14 protein-coding genes are annotated in these 14,076 nt (G+C 41.9%); 1 reads left to right on the forward strand and 13 read right to left on the reverse strand.

The features are described from left to right. Nucleotides 1-2: 2 nt before the first annotated feature. Nucleotides 3-2,579: a BamA/TamA family outer membrane protein gene (locus tag AC1D0K_RS07935; protein ID WP_477390136.1), complete on the forward strand. Its 2,577-nt coding sequence runs from the start codon at nucleotides 3-5 to the stop codon at nucleotides 2,577-2,579. Here the strand turns inward: AC1D0K_RS07935 and AC1D0K_RS07940 are convergent. The 13 genes from AC1D0K_RS07940 to AC1D0K_RS08000 form a co-directional block, all read right to left on the reverse strand. Further along, nucleotides 2,562-2,981 carry a winged helix-turn-helix transcriptional regulator gene (locus AC1D0K_RS07940; RefSeq protein ID WP_477390134.1) on the reverse strand — a complete coding sequence of 140 codons (420 nt, stop codon included), beginning with the start codon at nucleotides 2,979-2,981 and terminating at the stop codon, nucleotides 2,562-2,564. The genes AC1D0K_RS07935 and AC1D0K_RS07940 overlap by 18 nt on opposite strands. A gap of 114 nt (nucleotides 2,982-3,095) precedes the next feature. After that, nucleotides 3,096-3,902 (reverse strand): class I SAM-dependent methyltransferase, encoded by an 807-nt coding sequence (locus AC1D0K_RS07945; protein WP_477390132.1) that lies wholly within the window; start codon nucleotides 3,900-3,902, stop codon nucleotides 3,096-3,098. 50 nt (nucleotides 3,903-3,952) lie between these two features. Beyond that, nucleotides 3,953-4,576 (reverse strand): TetR/AcrR family transcriptional regulator, encoded by a 624-nt coding sequence (locus AC1D0K_RS07950; RefSeq protein ID WP_477441310.1) that lies wholly within the window; start codon nucleotides 4,574-4,576, stop codon nucleotides 3,953-3,955. Between the two features lie 9 nt (nucleotides 4,577-4,585). Further along, a complete protein-coding gene (locus AC1D0K_RS07955) occupies nucleotides 4,586-4,810 on the reverse strand; it encodes a hypothetical protein (RefSeq protein ID WP_477390128.1) in 225 nt (74 codons plus the stop codon). Between the two features lie 616 nt (nucleotides 4,811-5,426). Further along, complete coding sequence (locus tag AC1D0K_RS07960; protein ID WP_477390126.1) at nucleotides 5,427-8,036, reverse strand: tetratricopeptide repeat-containing sensor histidine kinase; 2,610 nt, start codon at nucleotides 8,034-8,036, stop codon at nucleotides 5,427-5,429. A 444-nt stretch (nucleotides 8,037-8,480) separates the two neighbouring features. Continuing rightward, nucleotides 8,481-9,299 (reverse strand): alpha/beta fold hydrolase, encoded by an 819-nt coding sequence (locus AC1D0K_RS07965; RefSeq protein ID WP_477390124.1) that lies wholly within the window; start codon nucleotides 9,297-9,299, stop codon nucleotides 8,481-8,483. 46 nt (nucleotides 9,300-9,345) lie between these two features. Further along, the gene (locus AC1D0K_RS07970) at nucleotides 9,346-9,882 is read right to left on the reverse strand and encodes a carboxymuconolactone decarboxylase family protein (RefSeq protein ID WP_477390122.1); all 537 of its coding nucleotides are present in this window, start codon (nucleotides 9,880-9,882) and stop codon (nucleotides 9,346-9,348) included. Between the two features lie 182 nt (nucleotides 9,883-10,064). Next, on the reverse strand, nucleotides 10,065-10,334 hold the full coding sequence (locus AC1D0K_RS07975) for a DUF6624 domain-containing protein (RefSeq protein ID WP_477390120.1): 270 nt from the start codon (nucleotides 10,332-10,334) through the stop codon (nucleotides 10,065-10,067). Between the two features lie 5 nt (nucleotides 10,335-10,339). Next, nucleotides 10,340-10,645: a hypothetical protein gene (locus tag AC1D0K_RS07980; RefSeq protein ID WP_477390118.1), complete on the reverse strand. Its 306-nt coding sequence runs from the start codon at nucleotides 10,643-10,645 to the stop codon at nucleotides 10,340-10,342. Nucleotides 10,646-10,735: 90 nt separating this feature from the next. Then, nucleotides 10,736-11,611: an NmrA family NAD(P)-binding protein gene (locus AC1D0K_RS07985; RefSeq protein WP_477390116.1), complete on the reverse strand. Its 876-nt coding sequence runs from the start codon at nucleotides 11,609-11,611 to the stop codon at nucleotides 10,736-10,738. A gap of 78 nt (nucleotides 11,612-11,689) precedes the next feature. After that, nucleotides 11,690-12,154, reverse strand: a complete 465-nt coding sequence (locus AC1D0K_RS07990; RefSeq protein WP_477390114.1) for a DinB family protein — start codon at nucleotides 12,152-12,154, stop codon at nucleotides 11,690-11,692. Between the two features lie 68 nt (nucleotides 12,155-12,222). Next, nucleotides 12,223-13,098 (reverse strand): NmrA family NAD(P)-binding protein, encoded by an 876-nt coding sequence (locus AC1D0K_RS07995; RefSeq protein ID WP_477390112.1) that lies wholly within the window; start codon nucleotides 13,096-13,098, stop codon nucleotides 12,223-12,225. 217 nt (nucleotides 13,099-13,315) lie between these two features. Next, complete coding sequence (locus tag AC1D0K_RS08000; RefSeq protein WP_477390110.1) at nucleotides 13,316-13,927, reverse strand: TetR/AcrR family transcriptional regulator; 612 nt, start codon at nucleotides 13,925-13,927, stop codon at nucleotides 13,316-13,318. Nucleotides 13,928-14,076: the final 149 nt, after the last annotated feature.

A 14,076-nucleotide genomic window follows, 5' to 3' on the forward strand; every position in this document is an offset into this window, starting at 1 on the left:
CTATGAAATTTATTAAAAACTGCCTTTTCATACTGCTAATGGCCATCCTGCAAAAAGTGTCCGGCCAGGTTAATCCCATCCAAGCGTTTCCAGCGCTGAAAGATAGTGTCACTGTACGCGTTCATTCAAAATACAATAATGTCGGAAAAATTCACAGGATCCTTTTTGGCGAAAACTACCGGAAAGACTGGGCAATGGCGGTTAAACTCCCGGTAATCCGGCTCTCTGAGCTCTTTGGAGGATTAAGGCCCATTCGTGAAGGCGGTGGTATGGAATCCAAAACCTTGCGTTTAAGAGACCCTTCCGGTAAGGAATGGGTGTTGCGAAGCGTTGAAAAGACTCCTGAAAAATTACTTCCTGATAATTTTCAGGGAACATTCGTGGTGGACTGGATTGACGATGAATTGAGCGGCCAACATCCTTTTTCTGCATTAATAGTACCCCCGCTCGCTCAGGCAGCGGAGGTGCCGCACGCCGACCCTGTCATTGGCGTCGTCGCGGCAGATACTATTCTGGGCAAATACAATAAGGTATTTACAGGGATGGTTTGTTTATTAGAACAGCGCGAGCCCGCAGGTCACTCCGAAAATTCCCAGAAAATGGTTGATGAACTTAAAAGAGACCATAAGAATCGCCTGAATGCCGAGCTTTTTCTTCGGGCCCGGATGCTGGACTTATTGCTGGGGGACTGGGACAGGCATGAAGACCAGTGGCGCTGGAAAGTCAACAAAACATCCGAGGGAAAAGAATATGTCGCCGTGCCTCGTGATCGAGACCAGGTTTTTCATGTCATCCAGGGTGTGTTTCCTTCAATTGCATCCCTTCCGTGGCTCGATCCGGTTTTGGAAAATTTTGACGGGGAGATACCGAGCGTTAAATATTCTTTGTTCAAAACCCGGTTTTTAAAGAACTTTTCAGATCCGCAATTATCCTACAACGACTGGATCCGTATAGTTGATGAATTCATACAGTCCGAATCCGACGACGTTTTAGAGGCTGCATTAAGACGTCTTCCCATTGAGGATTATCGCCTAAGACATGATATGCTGATTGAAAAATTGAAAAAACGCAGGGGTAACATTCCTGCGGCGATGTCCCGTTATTACCTGTTCATCAATCGCATCGTCGACATTCGAACTACCGATGCCCGTGAGCAGATTACCTTAACAAGCATGCCGGACAAGGCTTTACGGGTCAAAATACATGGAATAACAGCCTCCGGGCAGTTTTCCGGTTTGTTGATGGATCGGGTCTTTGACCCTGATACGACCAGTGAACTGAGAATATATACTGCCGGTGGAGACGATCAGATTATCGTTGACAACAAAAACTCTCCAATTAAGCTACGTTTTGTTGACAGTACCGGTAAAAAGTCCTATGAGATAAAGGACTCTCCGGTGTTATTTCGCCTGTATGGCCTACACGAGTCTATGAATTTAATCGATCCACATCATAAAATGCGCGATCTGACTCAAAAAAACACCGCAGCCGGAAAGGTTATACCAACTAATTTATATAACATCTGGATGCCATTAGTAAATGCTGGCGGTAATGCAGATGATGGATTTCTCCTGGGACTGGGTATTCGGTACACCGGAGTGGACGGCTTTCGTAAAGTTCCTTATTCCACTTGTCAATCATTAATGATCACTCATTCATTCAGTACGGAAGCTTTTCGGTTAAAATATGATGGAGAATGGTTGCAGGTGCTTGGAAAGACTGATCTGGTTCTTCAGGCGTTGCTTCAGGCGCCGGATAATACCATGAATTTCTTTGGCAGAGGTAATAATACGATCCTGAATAAAGCCGGGGATTTCCATAGGTTTTACCGGGCGAGATTTGATCTGTATCAGTTAGATGCAGGATTTCGCTGGAAACTGGGACAGGGTACGACTTTCACTGCCGGGCCATCCTTTCAGCAATATCATACTGCTCCGGATGCTAATATTGGGCGGTTTATTAATGAGCCAAACTTGATCCATAATTATGACAGTGTTTCGGTTACCCGGAATAAAGCACATCTTGGAGTTACATTAAAACTGGAATCTGACAAACGGAGGAACAAAATTTTACCTGCCGGGGGGTACCAGTTTTCCTTAAAGGTTCAGGAATATTTCGGACTGGATTCGTATGCCAAATCGTTCGTTCGGATTTTGCCGGAATTTACCCTCTATCAAAAACTTAACAGCAATGGAAGTGTGGTTTTATCTGATCGAATCGGCGGAGGCCTTACTATCGGGAAACCGACATTCTACCAATCTTTATTCTTAGGCGGGCAAGGAAACCTGCTGGGTTATCTACAGAACCGTTTCTCCGGACAAAATATGTTATATAACAATCTGCAAATGAGGGTTAAAATTGCAGATATAGCCAGCTACATTTTACCGGGCCAAATCGGATTGGCGGGCTTTTTTGATACGGGACGGGTCTGGGTAAGTACAGAACAATCTAATACCTGGCATCACGGCACGGGCGGCGGCATCTACTTTGCGCCGGCAGGGTTAACGGTAGTACAGTTTCTGGCCGGGCACTCCAGCGAAGGATGGTATCCCTACATCGCCTTAAATTTCAGGATGTAGATGATCTTTGATCAACTGCTGTCGTAATTCTTCGCGTGCATCTTCATTGAGCGCGATCTGGACAGCCGATTGGTAGCGATCTGTGTCTACAGGCTCATATTTCAGACTCCACGCCATGGATTCAACTATAAGCGGCAGCAGATCAATGCTTTTTTGGGTCAGCCGGTAGCGGGTTTTATATTTATTTGCAGGGCTTATCTGTTTTACAAGGAGACCATCTGCTTCCAGCTTAAGAAGCCGTTTGGAAAGTATGTTGGAGGCAACCTTTTCTGCTGAGGAGAGTAATTCCCTGAAATATTGTTTATTCTCAAAGATAATATCCCTCAGAATTAATAAAGCCCACTTGTCACCTATAATCTCCACGGTAAGGTTAACAGGAGAAAACGACCTGTGATTTTCCATCTCATTTATCTAAATTTTGTAAAAAATCGCCATTTTGTAAGTTAGCAGGAGTAATTAATGTTAAATTGGATATAAATGCCAAACAGCACGGTTAATACTGTTTGGGCTTTGTTGTTATTTTGTTGCTTCAAAGACAAGGGTATAAAGCGGAGAACGCATCGGGGCGTCGCCCAACTGTTTGATAAGTTCCTCCGTCAGTGCAGCTTCTATTTTTGATATCGCGGACGGGTCACGCTGATTAATGATCATATATACCGGTAAGCCCTGAATAAATCCTTTTGCCGCAAGTACGGCCTGGCCGATTTCTCCTGTTAACTGAACTCCGTTAACTATAGCGTCCGTAAAGCCGATGTTTTCCATCAGGTTTAAAACCTCCTGGTCATTCTGCATGGAGAAAGGTCCTGGTGACTGCCTGATCGGGTCGATTCCCAGGAATGCTTTGATAGTGTCAGCGCCAATTTTCCAGATTCCGTTTTCGTTAAGGTCGCCCCAAACACTAAAGATCAATTTTCCACCCTTTTTTAATACTCTGTATATTTCCCGCAATGCGCGTTCCGGGTCAGGAACCAACATAACCCCGAACTGGCAAACGATCATGTCGAAAGATTCGTCAGCATAAGGAATGTTCAGCATGTCTACCGTCTGCCAGGCGAGGTTATTACCTGCTATTTTCGATTTGGCAACTTCCAGCATGTCTGGATTCAAGTCGCTGGCAATAATCTTTGTAGTTGCCGGCAGTATTTGTAGTAATTGACGGGTTAACCTTCCCGTTCCGCTTGCTAACTCAAGTACCCGGTTAATCTCCGCGCCGCTTATTCTTGCCGCCAGGTCTTGTGCAAAGCCCTCAAATAAAAATGGTCCGAGGTAGTCTTCATAGTTTTGAGGAACCGATCCTTTAAATGTTGTTACGTCTTGTTTCATGAGATGGATTTTTTAAATTTTAAGTCGTTTTGATTGGCTGATTATGTTCTTTAATTATTTATACTGCTGAATATTAAGATATTGTCTGTAAGTATTGACAGGTATTCGTTTTCTGTTAAAGAGTTGTTAGTTATTCTCAAAGAGGCTAAACCGTGAATAAATGCCCATAATAAATAGGCCTTTTTAAATAATGCAGGCTCATTTGCCCGATAGTTTTGAGGCAGGTGGCTCATCGTTTCACCAATATGTTCGACCAAGGGTTGAATTACTAAATGCGGGGATGTCGTTGCACTGATGTTGGCGCCGATGCCAAACATCAATTGGTATAACGGCGTGTACTTTATGGTAAACACCCAGTAAGCCAGCCCGATTTCTTTAAGTTTATGTTCAGCATCCTTAGCATCTGTTTGTGCCATTACCATCGTTTGTTGCAAACGTCTAAAACCGATGGCAGATAACTCTGCTGTTATAGCTTCCTTATTATGGAAATATTGATAAATCACCGGTGCTGTAGCGTGTATCTTCAAGCTAATTTTTCTCATGCTCATAGCTTGCCAACCCTCTTTAAGGCAAATGTTCATAGCTGCATCAATGATATTTTTACGCATTCGATCGTCTTTGTTTCGCTGCCTTAGCAATAGGCCGTTTTTGGGTGTGTCAATTTCGCTTTCCATGATAAAACTCTATGCGCTGAAATCAAGCATCGCCGCTTCTGATAACGTAAGTGAAACAGTGGGATGATTAGGCAAGCCGCTTCGGATAGCCTGTTGGTATTGATCATACTGTGCTTGCCAGTCTTCAGCTTCGATGCTTACTTGCCTTTCTTGACCATTATCTCTAATGGCAGTATAAGGCGAAACAAGTTTTCTGTTTGGATCAAAATGGTTGATGTTCTCATTAACTTTCATAATCATCTATTTTAATTGCTTATTTGATACACCAAATGTAAAAAAAAACCAGTTGCAAATAACAATCGGTTTTTTAATTTGTTATTTCTATGACAATCTTCATTTGCCTGGCCATGTATTTAATAGTTTGATAAAAATAGTTGCTGTTCTTTTTACAGCAGCCCGGGCGGAACTCAGACTGCTATAATAATACCATTTGTTAACTATTTGAAATATAGTAAGTTGTAGTTTTTATGCTGGTGGCATATTATGTGATGTCGTAATTCAACCGAAAATATTCGACATAACGGGTTTACATCCATATGGTGTAATGACAATTTCAATTCAAACGATTAAACGGAATAAGCCTGATAATAAGGCATACTTGGTGGGAAACCGTACTGGATAGGAAACGTGAAGATGAAAGGTTTCAACTCCAACCGGGAGAGCTCCGGCCAAGGGAATTATATAGCATGATATTTCAATTGAGCTATCATGACATCGTGATTTTGACTCATTATATTTCAGGTTAAGAAATGTCACCAATTGAGGTAGTGGCTATATGGGTGGACAATGAATCAGTGGACCTTAAACTTTTTTGATACTGCCGTTGAAACGCCATCGGCTCTGCTATTGCCTAAGCTGCACGGTAAGGGTGGTCATCTTTTAATGTAAAGGTTACCTTTATTTCTGTTCCGCCCACGCTGCTAAGTTCAAACAAGCCTTCCAGGTCCTCTGTCAAGCCCTTCATCATGGTCATTCCAAATGAATGGGAGTTAAGTGCATCAAATCCCGCTGGAAGGCCAATACCATTGTCGGAAACGACCAAGATGATTTCATTTTCTCCGGCTACCTTTAGACTGACTGAAATTATGGCATCTGAATGGTTTTTGAACGCATACTTGATGGAATTGGTAATCGCTTCATTAAGTATCAAACCGATCGGTATTGCTTGTTGAACATCCAAATGCACTGCAACTACTTGCTTGTCAAAAATCACATGGTGTTTCGTTTTGTAAGTATCTTTCAAATAGTCTACCAGTTCGTTGATGTAATCAGGCATATAAATACTAGTCAGGTTATTATCCCTGTATAGTTTTTGATGAATGAGCGACATTGCCTGTACTCTGGTTTGACTGTCAATATTGGCATTTAGTGCTTCTTCATCCTGAAGGTAAGTGGATTGGGAGTTTAACAAACTCATTACGATCTGCAAATTATTCTTTACCCGGTGGTGAACTTCTTTTAACAGCCATTCATTATCTTTCAGTAAACGCTCAAGAGCGATGTTCTTTGTCAGGATCTCCGTCTGTTTTACTTTTAGCTTCTGATTGTTTTTTTGTTTTATAAGGTATCGGTTGTATACAAATCCGATAATCATTAATGACATTATAAGTCCGGATACATAAAATTTCCTGGACCTTATCGCCTCTGATAATGCTTGCTGATGTAACTTGTCAGTCGCCTGTAACAGTTCAAGATCCTTTTGCTTTTGAGCGGTCTGGTACTTAATATTAATGTCTTGAATTTCCTTGACTCTATCTTTAGTAAATAGAGAGTCTTCCAGTGCTTTATAAAGTATATAATGTTTTAACGCTGCGGTTACTCTGCCGGCTGCAGAGTCCACCTTGTACTCCATAAGATGTACTTGCGGCAGCACAGAAGGATTAAGAACTCCGGGGGGAGCTGCCAAAACTTTCTTCAGGTAGGGAGGCGCCTTGTTGTACTGGCCGGAATTAACATAAAATGATAAGACGATCTTATACTTTAGAAAATAGTCTTCGGGTGTCACCTTCCCGCGTTCGTAAAGTCCCGTTACCTGCGTTAGCATTTCCAGGTACTGAGCTTCAGCCTTTTTGTACTGTTTTAGCTTGTCAAAACAAAGACCAAATGCAGTCGATTGCGCATACCTTTTAAAAGCACCATCAGGTGGTGACAAACTAAATGATCTGGTGATAAAGCTCAATGCTTGTTTGGGTTGATCCATATGTATTAATATCACCGCACAATGTGCAGTGAGCATATCATACTGATCGAAATTTTTCAGGGTACGCATGCAATTCAAGGTACGCCTGAAATAGTATAAGGACTGGCGATTCATTTGCTGGTCTTTATAAAATTGCCCCAGGTTAAAATAAAATTGAACGGCATTCAGGGTATCACCTGAGGCTTCCGCATTTTTGAGTGCTTCAAGATCATAATATAATTCTTTATCGATATTGCCCTTTTGACGATGAAGCATGGATATCAGATTATAAATTTCGTACATTTTCGGATATTTTATAGCCTTATACACTGAAAGTACCTCTGACATTTCATTTTCAGCCAGGCTTAACCGGCCGGCGGTCAGGTGTATATAGGCTAATTCTTTAAGCATATTCATGGCATTGTTCCGATCACCGACTGCCTTGTAATTCTGAATCAGGTTTTTATAGATTTCCTCCTTTATTGTCCCTGTCTCTGGCCTGTACGGTAAACACTGGGAAAATCTGATCAATGTTCTTAAAACGTTGGGCCTGTCCTGTTTCTTCTGGTAATAGTTCACGACTTCCATAAAACTGGACCTTCCCTGCTGCCAATTTCCTCCTTCCAGGTAAAAATCGCCCAACCACTTTAAAGCTTCCATTCGCCAGTCGTCTGCGTGCAATGCAATAGATAATGTTTTCGCTTGTCGTATAAAATAAGCGCCGCTGTCCAGGTCTTTTGGATCTGAGCCGGGGCGTTCAATGTATGATTGGCCTAGCCTTAACATCAACCTGACCTTATTGGTATCCTGCTGACACAACTTAATCAGTTCTGCCTGGAATCCGGGCTTATCAACAGGTATGCACCGCGTGAACCGATCCCAGGTAGCCTGCTCATTAACGTGATCATTCCTCGCCCTGTAGTAATTCACAACCTCCATAAAACACGTTTTTCCAGCTTCCCAGTTATTCCCTTCCAGATAACTGTCTCCCATCCATTTTAATGCTTCCAGTCTCCATTTGTCAGAATGAAGTGCGATGGCCTGTTGCATTGCCTGCTTAATGAATATCAAACTACTGTCAAGGTCACGTTTTTGAGAACCGGGGCGTTCAATGTATTGCTGGCCTAACCGGAGCAATGATTTAATATGAATGGTATCTGAATAGCGCTGTTGTATTGCAATATGACTTAAAGACGTTGCTCGCACCCTTGATGTGAAAGTCTGCCACACAAGCAATTCTAAAACGAAGATTAAAGCTATTTTTTTACTTTTACCCATCATACTTTATATTGATGCAAATGCACCGCTGGCTTTTCTTTTTACTGCCGTTCGATCGAAAGGCTCTCAGTTCATGCCGGAATCAAATGCATTAGATTCTCTGTCCTTTAAGGGGTAGTGATCTGGCATGCGCTTCCTATTAGCTTGATTTTGCAAAAAAAAGATATATTAAAATAAACTGCCTGATTATCAGGAGTAATTTGGATCATTCTTGACTATTGTAAAAATAGTTTAAAAATCAACACCATTCGGAAGTTTATATTTGAACCGTCATGCCAGGCCCGATTTCCTGAGATGAGTACTGATTTTATAACAGGCGAACTCGGTTGTGACCTTTTCGGTTTGAACCTGTATGCTGCCTTTCGCCTTCAATGTCAGCAAAAATGCCTTAGCAATACGCCAAGGCATTTCAGATGAACACTTTATTTGCTGTTGGCAGCTGCAGGCTTAAGAATTAATAAAGCTCAGTAAGTCAGCGTTTATCGTCGCAGATTCCGTAGTTGGCATACCATGCGGAAATCCCGGGTTGGAAATTAACGTCCCGCGCTTAAGTAAATTTATAGTTTTTTGCCCCGAGATCGGAAAGGGGACTATCTGATCGTCTTCGCCATGCATAACCAGAACAGGTACCTCTACGCCTTTCAGGTCCTCTGTGAAATCAGTTTCTGAAAACGCTTTAATGCAGTCATATTGGGCTTTTATACCCCCCATCATTCCCTGGCGCCACCAATTATCCTGAATACCCTGCGATATTTTCGCCCCGTCGCGGTTATACCCAAAAAAGGGGATGGTAAATTCTTTAAAGTATTCTTGTCTTCGTGTTGCCGTATTCAGTCGGATCTCGTCAAATATTGCCATCGGAGCTCCCACCGGATTACTTTCACTTTGTAACATAAGCGGCGTAACCGAGCTGATCAACACTGCTTTGGAAACGCGGTCCTGGCCATATTTTGCTACATAACGAATCACTTCCCCACCACCGGTGGAATGGCCTATATGTATGGCATTCTTTAGGTCAAGGAACGATGTCAATTCCGCTACGTCGGCTGCATAGGTATCCATGTCATTGCCCATAGCTGTTTGTGTGGAACGGCCGTGTCCTCTGCGGTCATGAGCAATAACGCGAAAACCTTTTTCTGCAAAAAACATCATTTGTGCGTCCCAGTCGTCACTGGTTAATGGCCAGCCATGGTGGAAGAACAAGGGTTGACCAGAGCCCCAGTCTTTGTAATAAATCTCGGTACCGTCCTTTACTGTAATTTTCATGTTTTTAAGATTAGTTATGTATTTAAAAGTTAATTGCTAAAGGGATTCAAATTTCTTGTGCCGGCGGATAGTCAATAGGTATCTGTGTTAGTCGAAAGACATAATTGGTAAAAGTCATGACCACAATTAAAGAGAGCAGGTCAATGACTGCAGCTTCATGATAACCGAGGCCGTAAAATTTCTCAAGCAGATCTTTTTGTACGGCACCTTTGTTTTCAATTACTGATCTTATAAAATGGTACAACACCTGCCATTTTAAGTCGGGAGTCAACCCTGTCCTGATCAGTAACGTATCTTCTTCTTTCCAGCCATTTTTAATTGCGGACTGTGTATGTGAGGCCAGGCAGTAATGGCATTTATTTAATTGAGAAACAATAAGGTAAATTCCCTCGCGGTCCTTTGCGTGGAAGGAACCACGGCTTTGTTCAGCGGTGAATGCCGCATAAGCATTAAGCGCATTAGGTGAATAGCCGATAGTAGCGTACAGATTTGGAATGAATCCTATCGTTTTCTGAAATTTTTGGTAGACATTCTCCAGGGCTTCGGGAACCTCTACATAGGTTGGTACCTCAAATGGCAGCATAATGTAATCTTTAAGGCCTGATTTCGTCAGACCGAAACCAAATAGCTACAACAATGCCAGTTTGTAAGATACTGAATAATAGTAAATTAAACTTATTTTAGAATTATTATCTTATTTGATTTCGTAAATCAACCAAACTAATTCGGAATAAAGCCGGAAGGCAAGGCACGTAAGATAAACACTTACCAGCATTTGATATGTTTTTGAACTGGTAATAAACCGATACGTAGGCGTCTGTAATCTAGGCTGTCGATGTTTTCAACCAGCATCAACGCTCCATCATTTGCCAGCTGTGTGCCATAGATTTGAGAACCTTTGTCTGCAAATGCAATCTTATCCGCTATAACGGCAAACCTTTCGTGATCGAATGTGCCGTTTTTAAATGCTGTTGCAATCATGGGATAATAAAGCTTTTGATCTTTTAAGCTCAGCTTCCAGAATAGGAAAGTCATCGAATTTACGCCGCTGTCGTCGATTTGATCCACTGTTGTTTAGTAATAATTGATAAACAGCGGGACATGCTGGCCAACGTTCCCGCTCTCAGGCAGATTTTTGAAGCCCGGAGAATATTACTATTGGTTTTACAGGAGGGAGACTCTTTAAAAGCTTTGAAATATAATAATGCCGCTTGCGGATACTTTTGATTGATGGCAAGCGTATCAGCTTGCTTCAAAAGATCGGCACATGAGGGGACCATTTGAGCATGCAGGTCTACACCCGTAAGAACAAAAAGCGATGCGATCAACGCGGATTTATAATTCATGACTGCTGGTTTGAATAGGAAGGGCGGAGTAGTTTCTAGTACTCCGCCCTGATTAGCGATATGATTTTACGCTCATTTAACCACCTGATCTTATACCAGGGCTGATTTGTACTTCACTATAAAATCCATCATACTCATCGGTTTTTGACCGGTAATATCCTCCACGTGAGAATTTGTCCCTGAGAAATAACCATCACGGCAATCCTGTGCAACGGCGAGAATATGCTGGGTAAAATAGTCGTTGCCTTTCATGGCAGTTCTGAGTATTGGCTCAAATTCATGAATTTCTACAGGTTTGTAAGTGATCTTACGTCCGATCACCTCTGACACCATTTCCGCGATTTGATATTGCGTCAGTTCTTCCAGGCCATAAAGCGGATATGTTTTGCCGGCATGCGGCGCTGGGTTGGCCAGGATGGAGGCAATTACCCGTCCCTGATCATCGCCGGTTATTGGTGCATATGCAACATCTCCGAAAGGATATATAAGCGCATCCTGCGTTTTGATCGAACGAATGGAGTATAATAGCCACTCTGCGAAAAACGTCGGTTTCAAATGTGTCACCGGAACCCCGAATTTGTCAAATACCCTCTCAGCGACCCAGTGATTTTGCGATCCGTGGCTTACAGAAGTACGTCTTGCAGGCACCTGAGACATATTGACAATAGCTTCCACGCCATTTTCTAAAGCCGCCTGGGCAAAATATGCGGTTGACTCAATGATACCTGGCACCTGGATCGGGAAAAGATAGTAAGCGGCTCTGATATCTTTTAAGACTTCACCTATTTTGTTAAAGTCTGACAGGTCGCCTTCCACCACTTCAACACCCTGTGTTTCCAATGCTGCTGAACGTTCGTCTAATCGGTGCACTAAAGCCCTGACAGGAATGTTCATCTTTAAAAGATTAGCGATTGTATGTTTTCCTGTAACCCCGGTTGCACCGGTTATAAGCACTTTTTTTTTCATTTTTTCTTTTATATAATTATGCGATACCGGTATGGCCGTTAAATGCCTTCACCGGGCTTTAAACCGATCTGAAATCGGTCAACTGTTTTGTGTCACGAGCTGCATGAGCTTGTTGATCCTGTTATAATGTATTTGCTCATGAAATAACAAGAACTGGATACGTTCTTCACTTACTAACGGAACGATGCTATTTGAACTGGCACGAAACTCTTCAATTGCCTCACCAATCCCCATTGTTTTTATATAAAATCCGGCTGTCTGCATCAATGAATGACGGATCAGTAATATTTCATCATCGCTCACAACATCTTCAGGTTGCGATCCCCTCTGAAATTTTGGTTTAATTAATTCCTGGACGGGGCGATGATAAGGTGAATCTTTATATAAAATATTTTCACTGACCACCAGTAAATGGCCCATATTCCAAATGATATTGTTATTGTAACCAAGAGGCACCAGGTTGTACTGATGCTCGTTCAGATGTGCTGTATGATTCAGTAATAATTTCCTGTTCTCTTCTAGTTGATTAAGATAATGCAGCATGGTTAGTAGCGTTTTTTTAAGTAATGATGCGCTTAATATATAAGCGACATCATTATACGAGTGGTGGATTAAGCGAATGCAACTTTATTTTTATGAATATAATCCGCCATCGCAAGTGGTTTCTCACCTGTCAGTTCTTCAACCAGGTTGTTCATTCCAGCTTCTCGGCCATCTTTCAGGTCCTGACCAAGTGAGGTGACATGTTGAATAAAATATGGGCTTGCATTCAGGAACTTTTTTAAAATGCCGACGAATGTTTCGGTATCAATGGGTACATAGGAAATCGATCTGCCTAATACCTCGGTAAAGATTTCCGCAATTTCAGCCATCCCCAAAATTTTCGGGCCAAACAAATCGTAACGTTGTCCCGCATGTGATCCGGGGTTTGCCAGCACTGCTGCTGCTACTCGACCAATATCTTCAGTTGCAATCGGCGCAAACTTAGCATCTCCGAAAGGCAAATAATATTTGCTTTCGGACTTGATGATCATTGCCTGATACATGAACCATTCGGCGAACAATGTCGGACGCAAATGTGTTACCGGAACAGGAGCGCGATCAAAGATCCGTTCAGCGATCCAATGATTTTGTGCAGCGTGGCTTTTAACATTCCGGTTAGCACCAAATTGGGACAGGTTAACAATGGCCTCTACCTGGTTTTCAAAAGCGGCTTGTGCAAAGTAAGCGGTAGCATCCAATATTCCGGGTTCGCGAATAGTATACACAAAAAAGGCACTTTGAATATCCTTCATGGCAGCACTCACCGAATCCAGATCCGTCAGATCCCCCTCAACAATCTCGACGCCTAAGGCGCTCAACGCAGCAGAACGGTCGTCAATTTTGCGCACTAACGCTCTTACAGGAATATTCTTGTCCAGCAGGTTCTTGATGACATGTCCACCGGTATTACCGGTTCCGCCTGTTACTAAAATTCTATTTTTCATGATTTTCAAATATTTATTTTATTTTTCTTATTTAATGCCAAGACAGTGCCGTTGCATAATATATTGTTTATCAGTTATTTATAATGTGTAAATGCTTTATAAAAAGCGATATTTCATAATAAAACCTGCAATTTGCTTTATATCATGGAATACGTCCTATTAAATTTAGAAACCACTGTTCTGAAATAGAACAGTGTTCGATTATTTCTCAAAAAAACTACAATCTTTCCATCATCATTATTAAAGTTTGATGCCCCTCACGGATCAACTGCTCCGAAGTGCGGTCTGTGAATGTGCTTGCCCTGTCTTTGCAAAATAAGGCACACATCCCGTGCAATGCTGATAAGATTGTAAAAGAAAGATTTTCCGCGTTCATTCCAGCGAACTTACCCGCAGCAATGCATTCCTCGACAACACTAATCAAATAATTCAACGTTCTGATGCCCATTCTCACCGGCTCATCAGCCTCTCTGTTTTTTAAAGGTTCTTCAACAATGAACATCAGGTTGTAGAAATCTTTATTATGTATCGCAAACTCTATAAATACTCCGCCCATCGCTTTCAAACGCTCAAAAGGATCAATAACGTGTTCAAGCAAACTCATATTCCTTAATAATAAACGAAAACCCTCTTCATGAAGCTCCTGAAAAATCTCGCCTTTTTCCTTAAAATAAAAATAAATGCTGCTCGGACTATAATTGATTTCTTCAGCGATATTTCTAATACTGGCCGATTCATACCCTTTTCGCAAGAATACTTTACGGGCACCATCTAATATGAGCTTCCGCATTTCCTCTTTTTCCCTGACTTTTCTCTCGTTGATCGACATTTTCAAAATACTGCACAAAGATAATTGAACACTGTTCGAAAAACAATATCTTTGAAATTATTGAGCCCGTTTAATCGTTTTATGACTTAGTGCAGACCAACCATCCCTTATAATAAATATGAATCATCAATCACGGCCGGGCATAAATT

This window comes from Mucilaginibacter sp. P1_A3 (genome assembly GCF_056406855.1).

What these genes read in the sequence shown, in the direction of transcription:
- AC1D0K_RS07935 (WP_477390136.1), top strand. Translation starts at nt 3, where the DNA reads ATGAAATTTATTAAAAACTGCCTTTTCATACTGCTAATGGCCATCCTG.
- AC1D0K_RS07940 (WP_477390134.1), bottom strand. Translation starts at nt 2,981, where the DNA reads ATGGAAAATCACAGGTCGTTTTCTCCTGTTAACCTTACCGTGGAGATT.
- AC1D0K_RS07945 (WP_477390132.1), bottom strand. Translation starts at nt 3,902, where the DNA reads ATGAAACAAGACGTAACAACATTTAAAGGATCGGTTCCTCAAAACTAT.
- AC1D0K_RS07950 (WP_477441310.1), bottom strand. Translation starts at nt 4,576, where the DNA reads ATGGAAAGCGAAATTGACACACCCAAAAACGGCCTATTGCTAAGGCAG.
- AC1D0K_RS07955 (WP_477390128.1), bottom strand. Translation starts at nt 4,810, where the DNA reads ATGAAAGTTAATGAGAACATCAACCATTTTGATCCAAACAGAAAACTT.
- AC1D0K_RS07960 (WP_477390126.1), bottom strand. Translation starts at nt 8,036, where the DNA reads ATGATGGGTAAAAGTAAAAAAATAGCTTTAATCTTCGTTTTAGAATTG.
- AC1D0K_RS07965 (WP_477390124.1), bottom strand. Translation starts at nt 9,299, where the DNA reads ATGAAAATTACAGTAAAGGACGGTACCGAGATTTATTACAAAGACTGG.
- AC1D0K_RS07970 (WP_477390122.1), bottom strand. Translation starts at nt 9,882, where the DNA reads ATGCTGCCATTTGAGGTACCAACCTATGTAGAGGTTCCCGAAGCCCTG.
- AC1D0K_RS07975 (WP_477390120.1), bottom strand. Translation starts at nt 10,334, where the DNA reads ATGACTTTCCTATTCTGGAAGCTGAGCTTAAAAGATCAAAAGCTTTAT.
- AC1D0K_RS07980 (WP_477390118.1), bottom strand. Translation starts at nt 10,645, where the DNA reads ATGAATTATAAATCCGCGTTGATCGCATCGCTTTTTGTTCTTACGGGT.
- AC1D0K_RS07985 (WP_477390116.1), bottom strand. Translation starts at nt 11,611, where the DNA reads ATGAAAAAAAAAGTGCTTATAACCGGTGCAACCGGGGTTACAGGAAAA.
- AC1D0K_RS07990 (WP_477390114.1), bottom strand. Translation starts at nt 12,154, where the DNA reads ATGCTGCATTATCTTAATCAACTAGAAGAGAACAGGAAATTATTACTG.
- AC1D0K_RS07995 (WP_477390112.1), bottom strand. Translation starts at nt 13,098, where the DNA reads ATGAAAAATAGAATTTTAGTAACAGGCGGAACCGGTAATACCGGTGGA.
- AC1D0K_RS08000 (WP_477390110.1), bottom strand. Translation starts at nt 13,927, where the DNA reads ATGTCGATCAACGAGAGAAAAGTCAGGGAAAAAGAGGAAATGCGGAAG.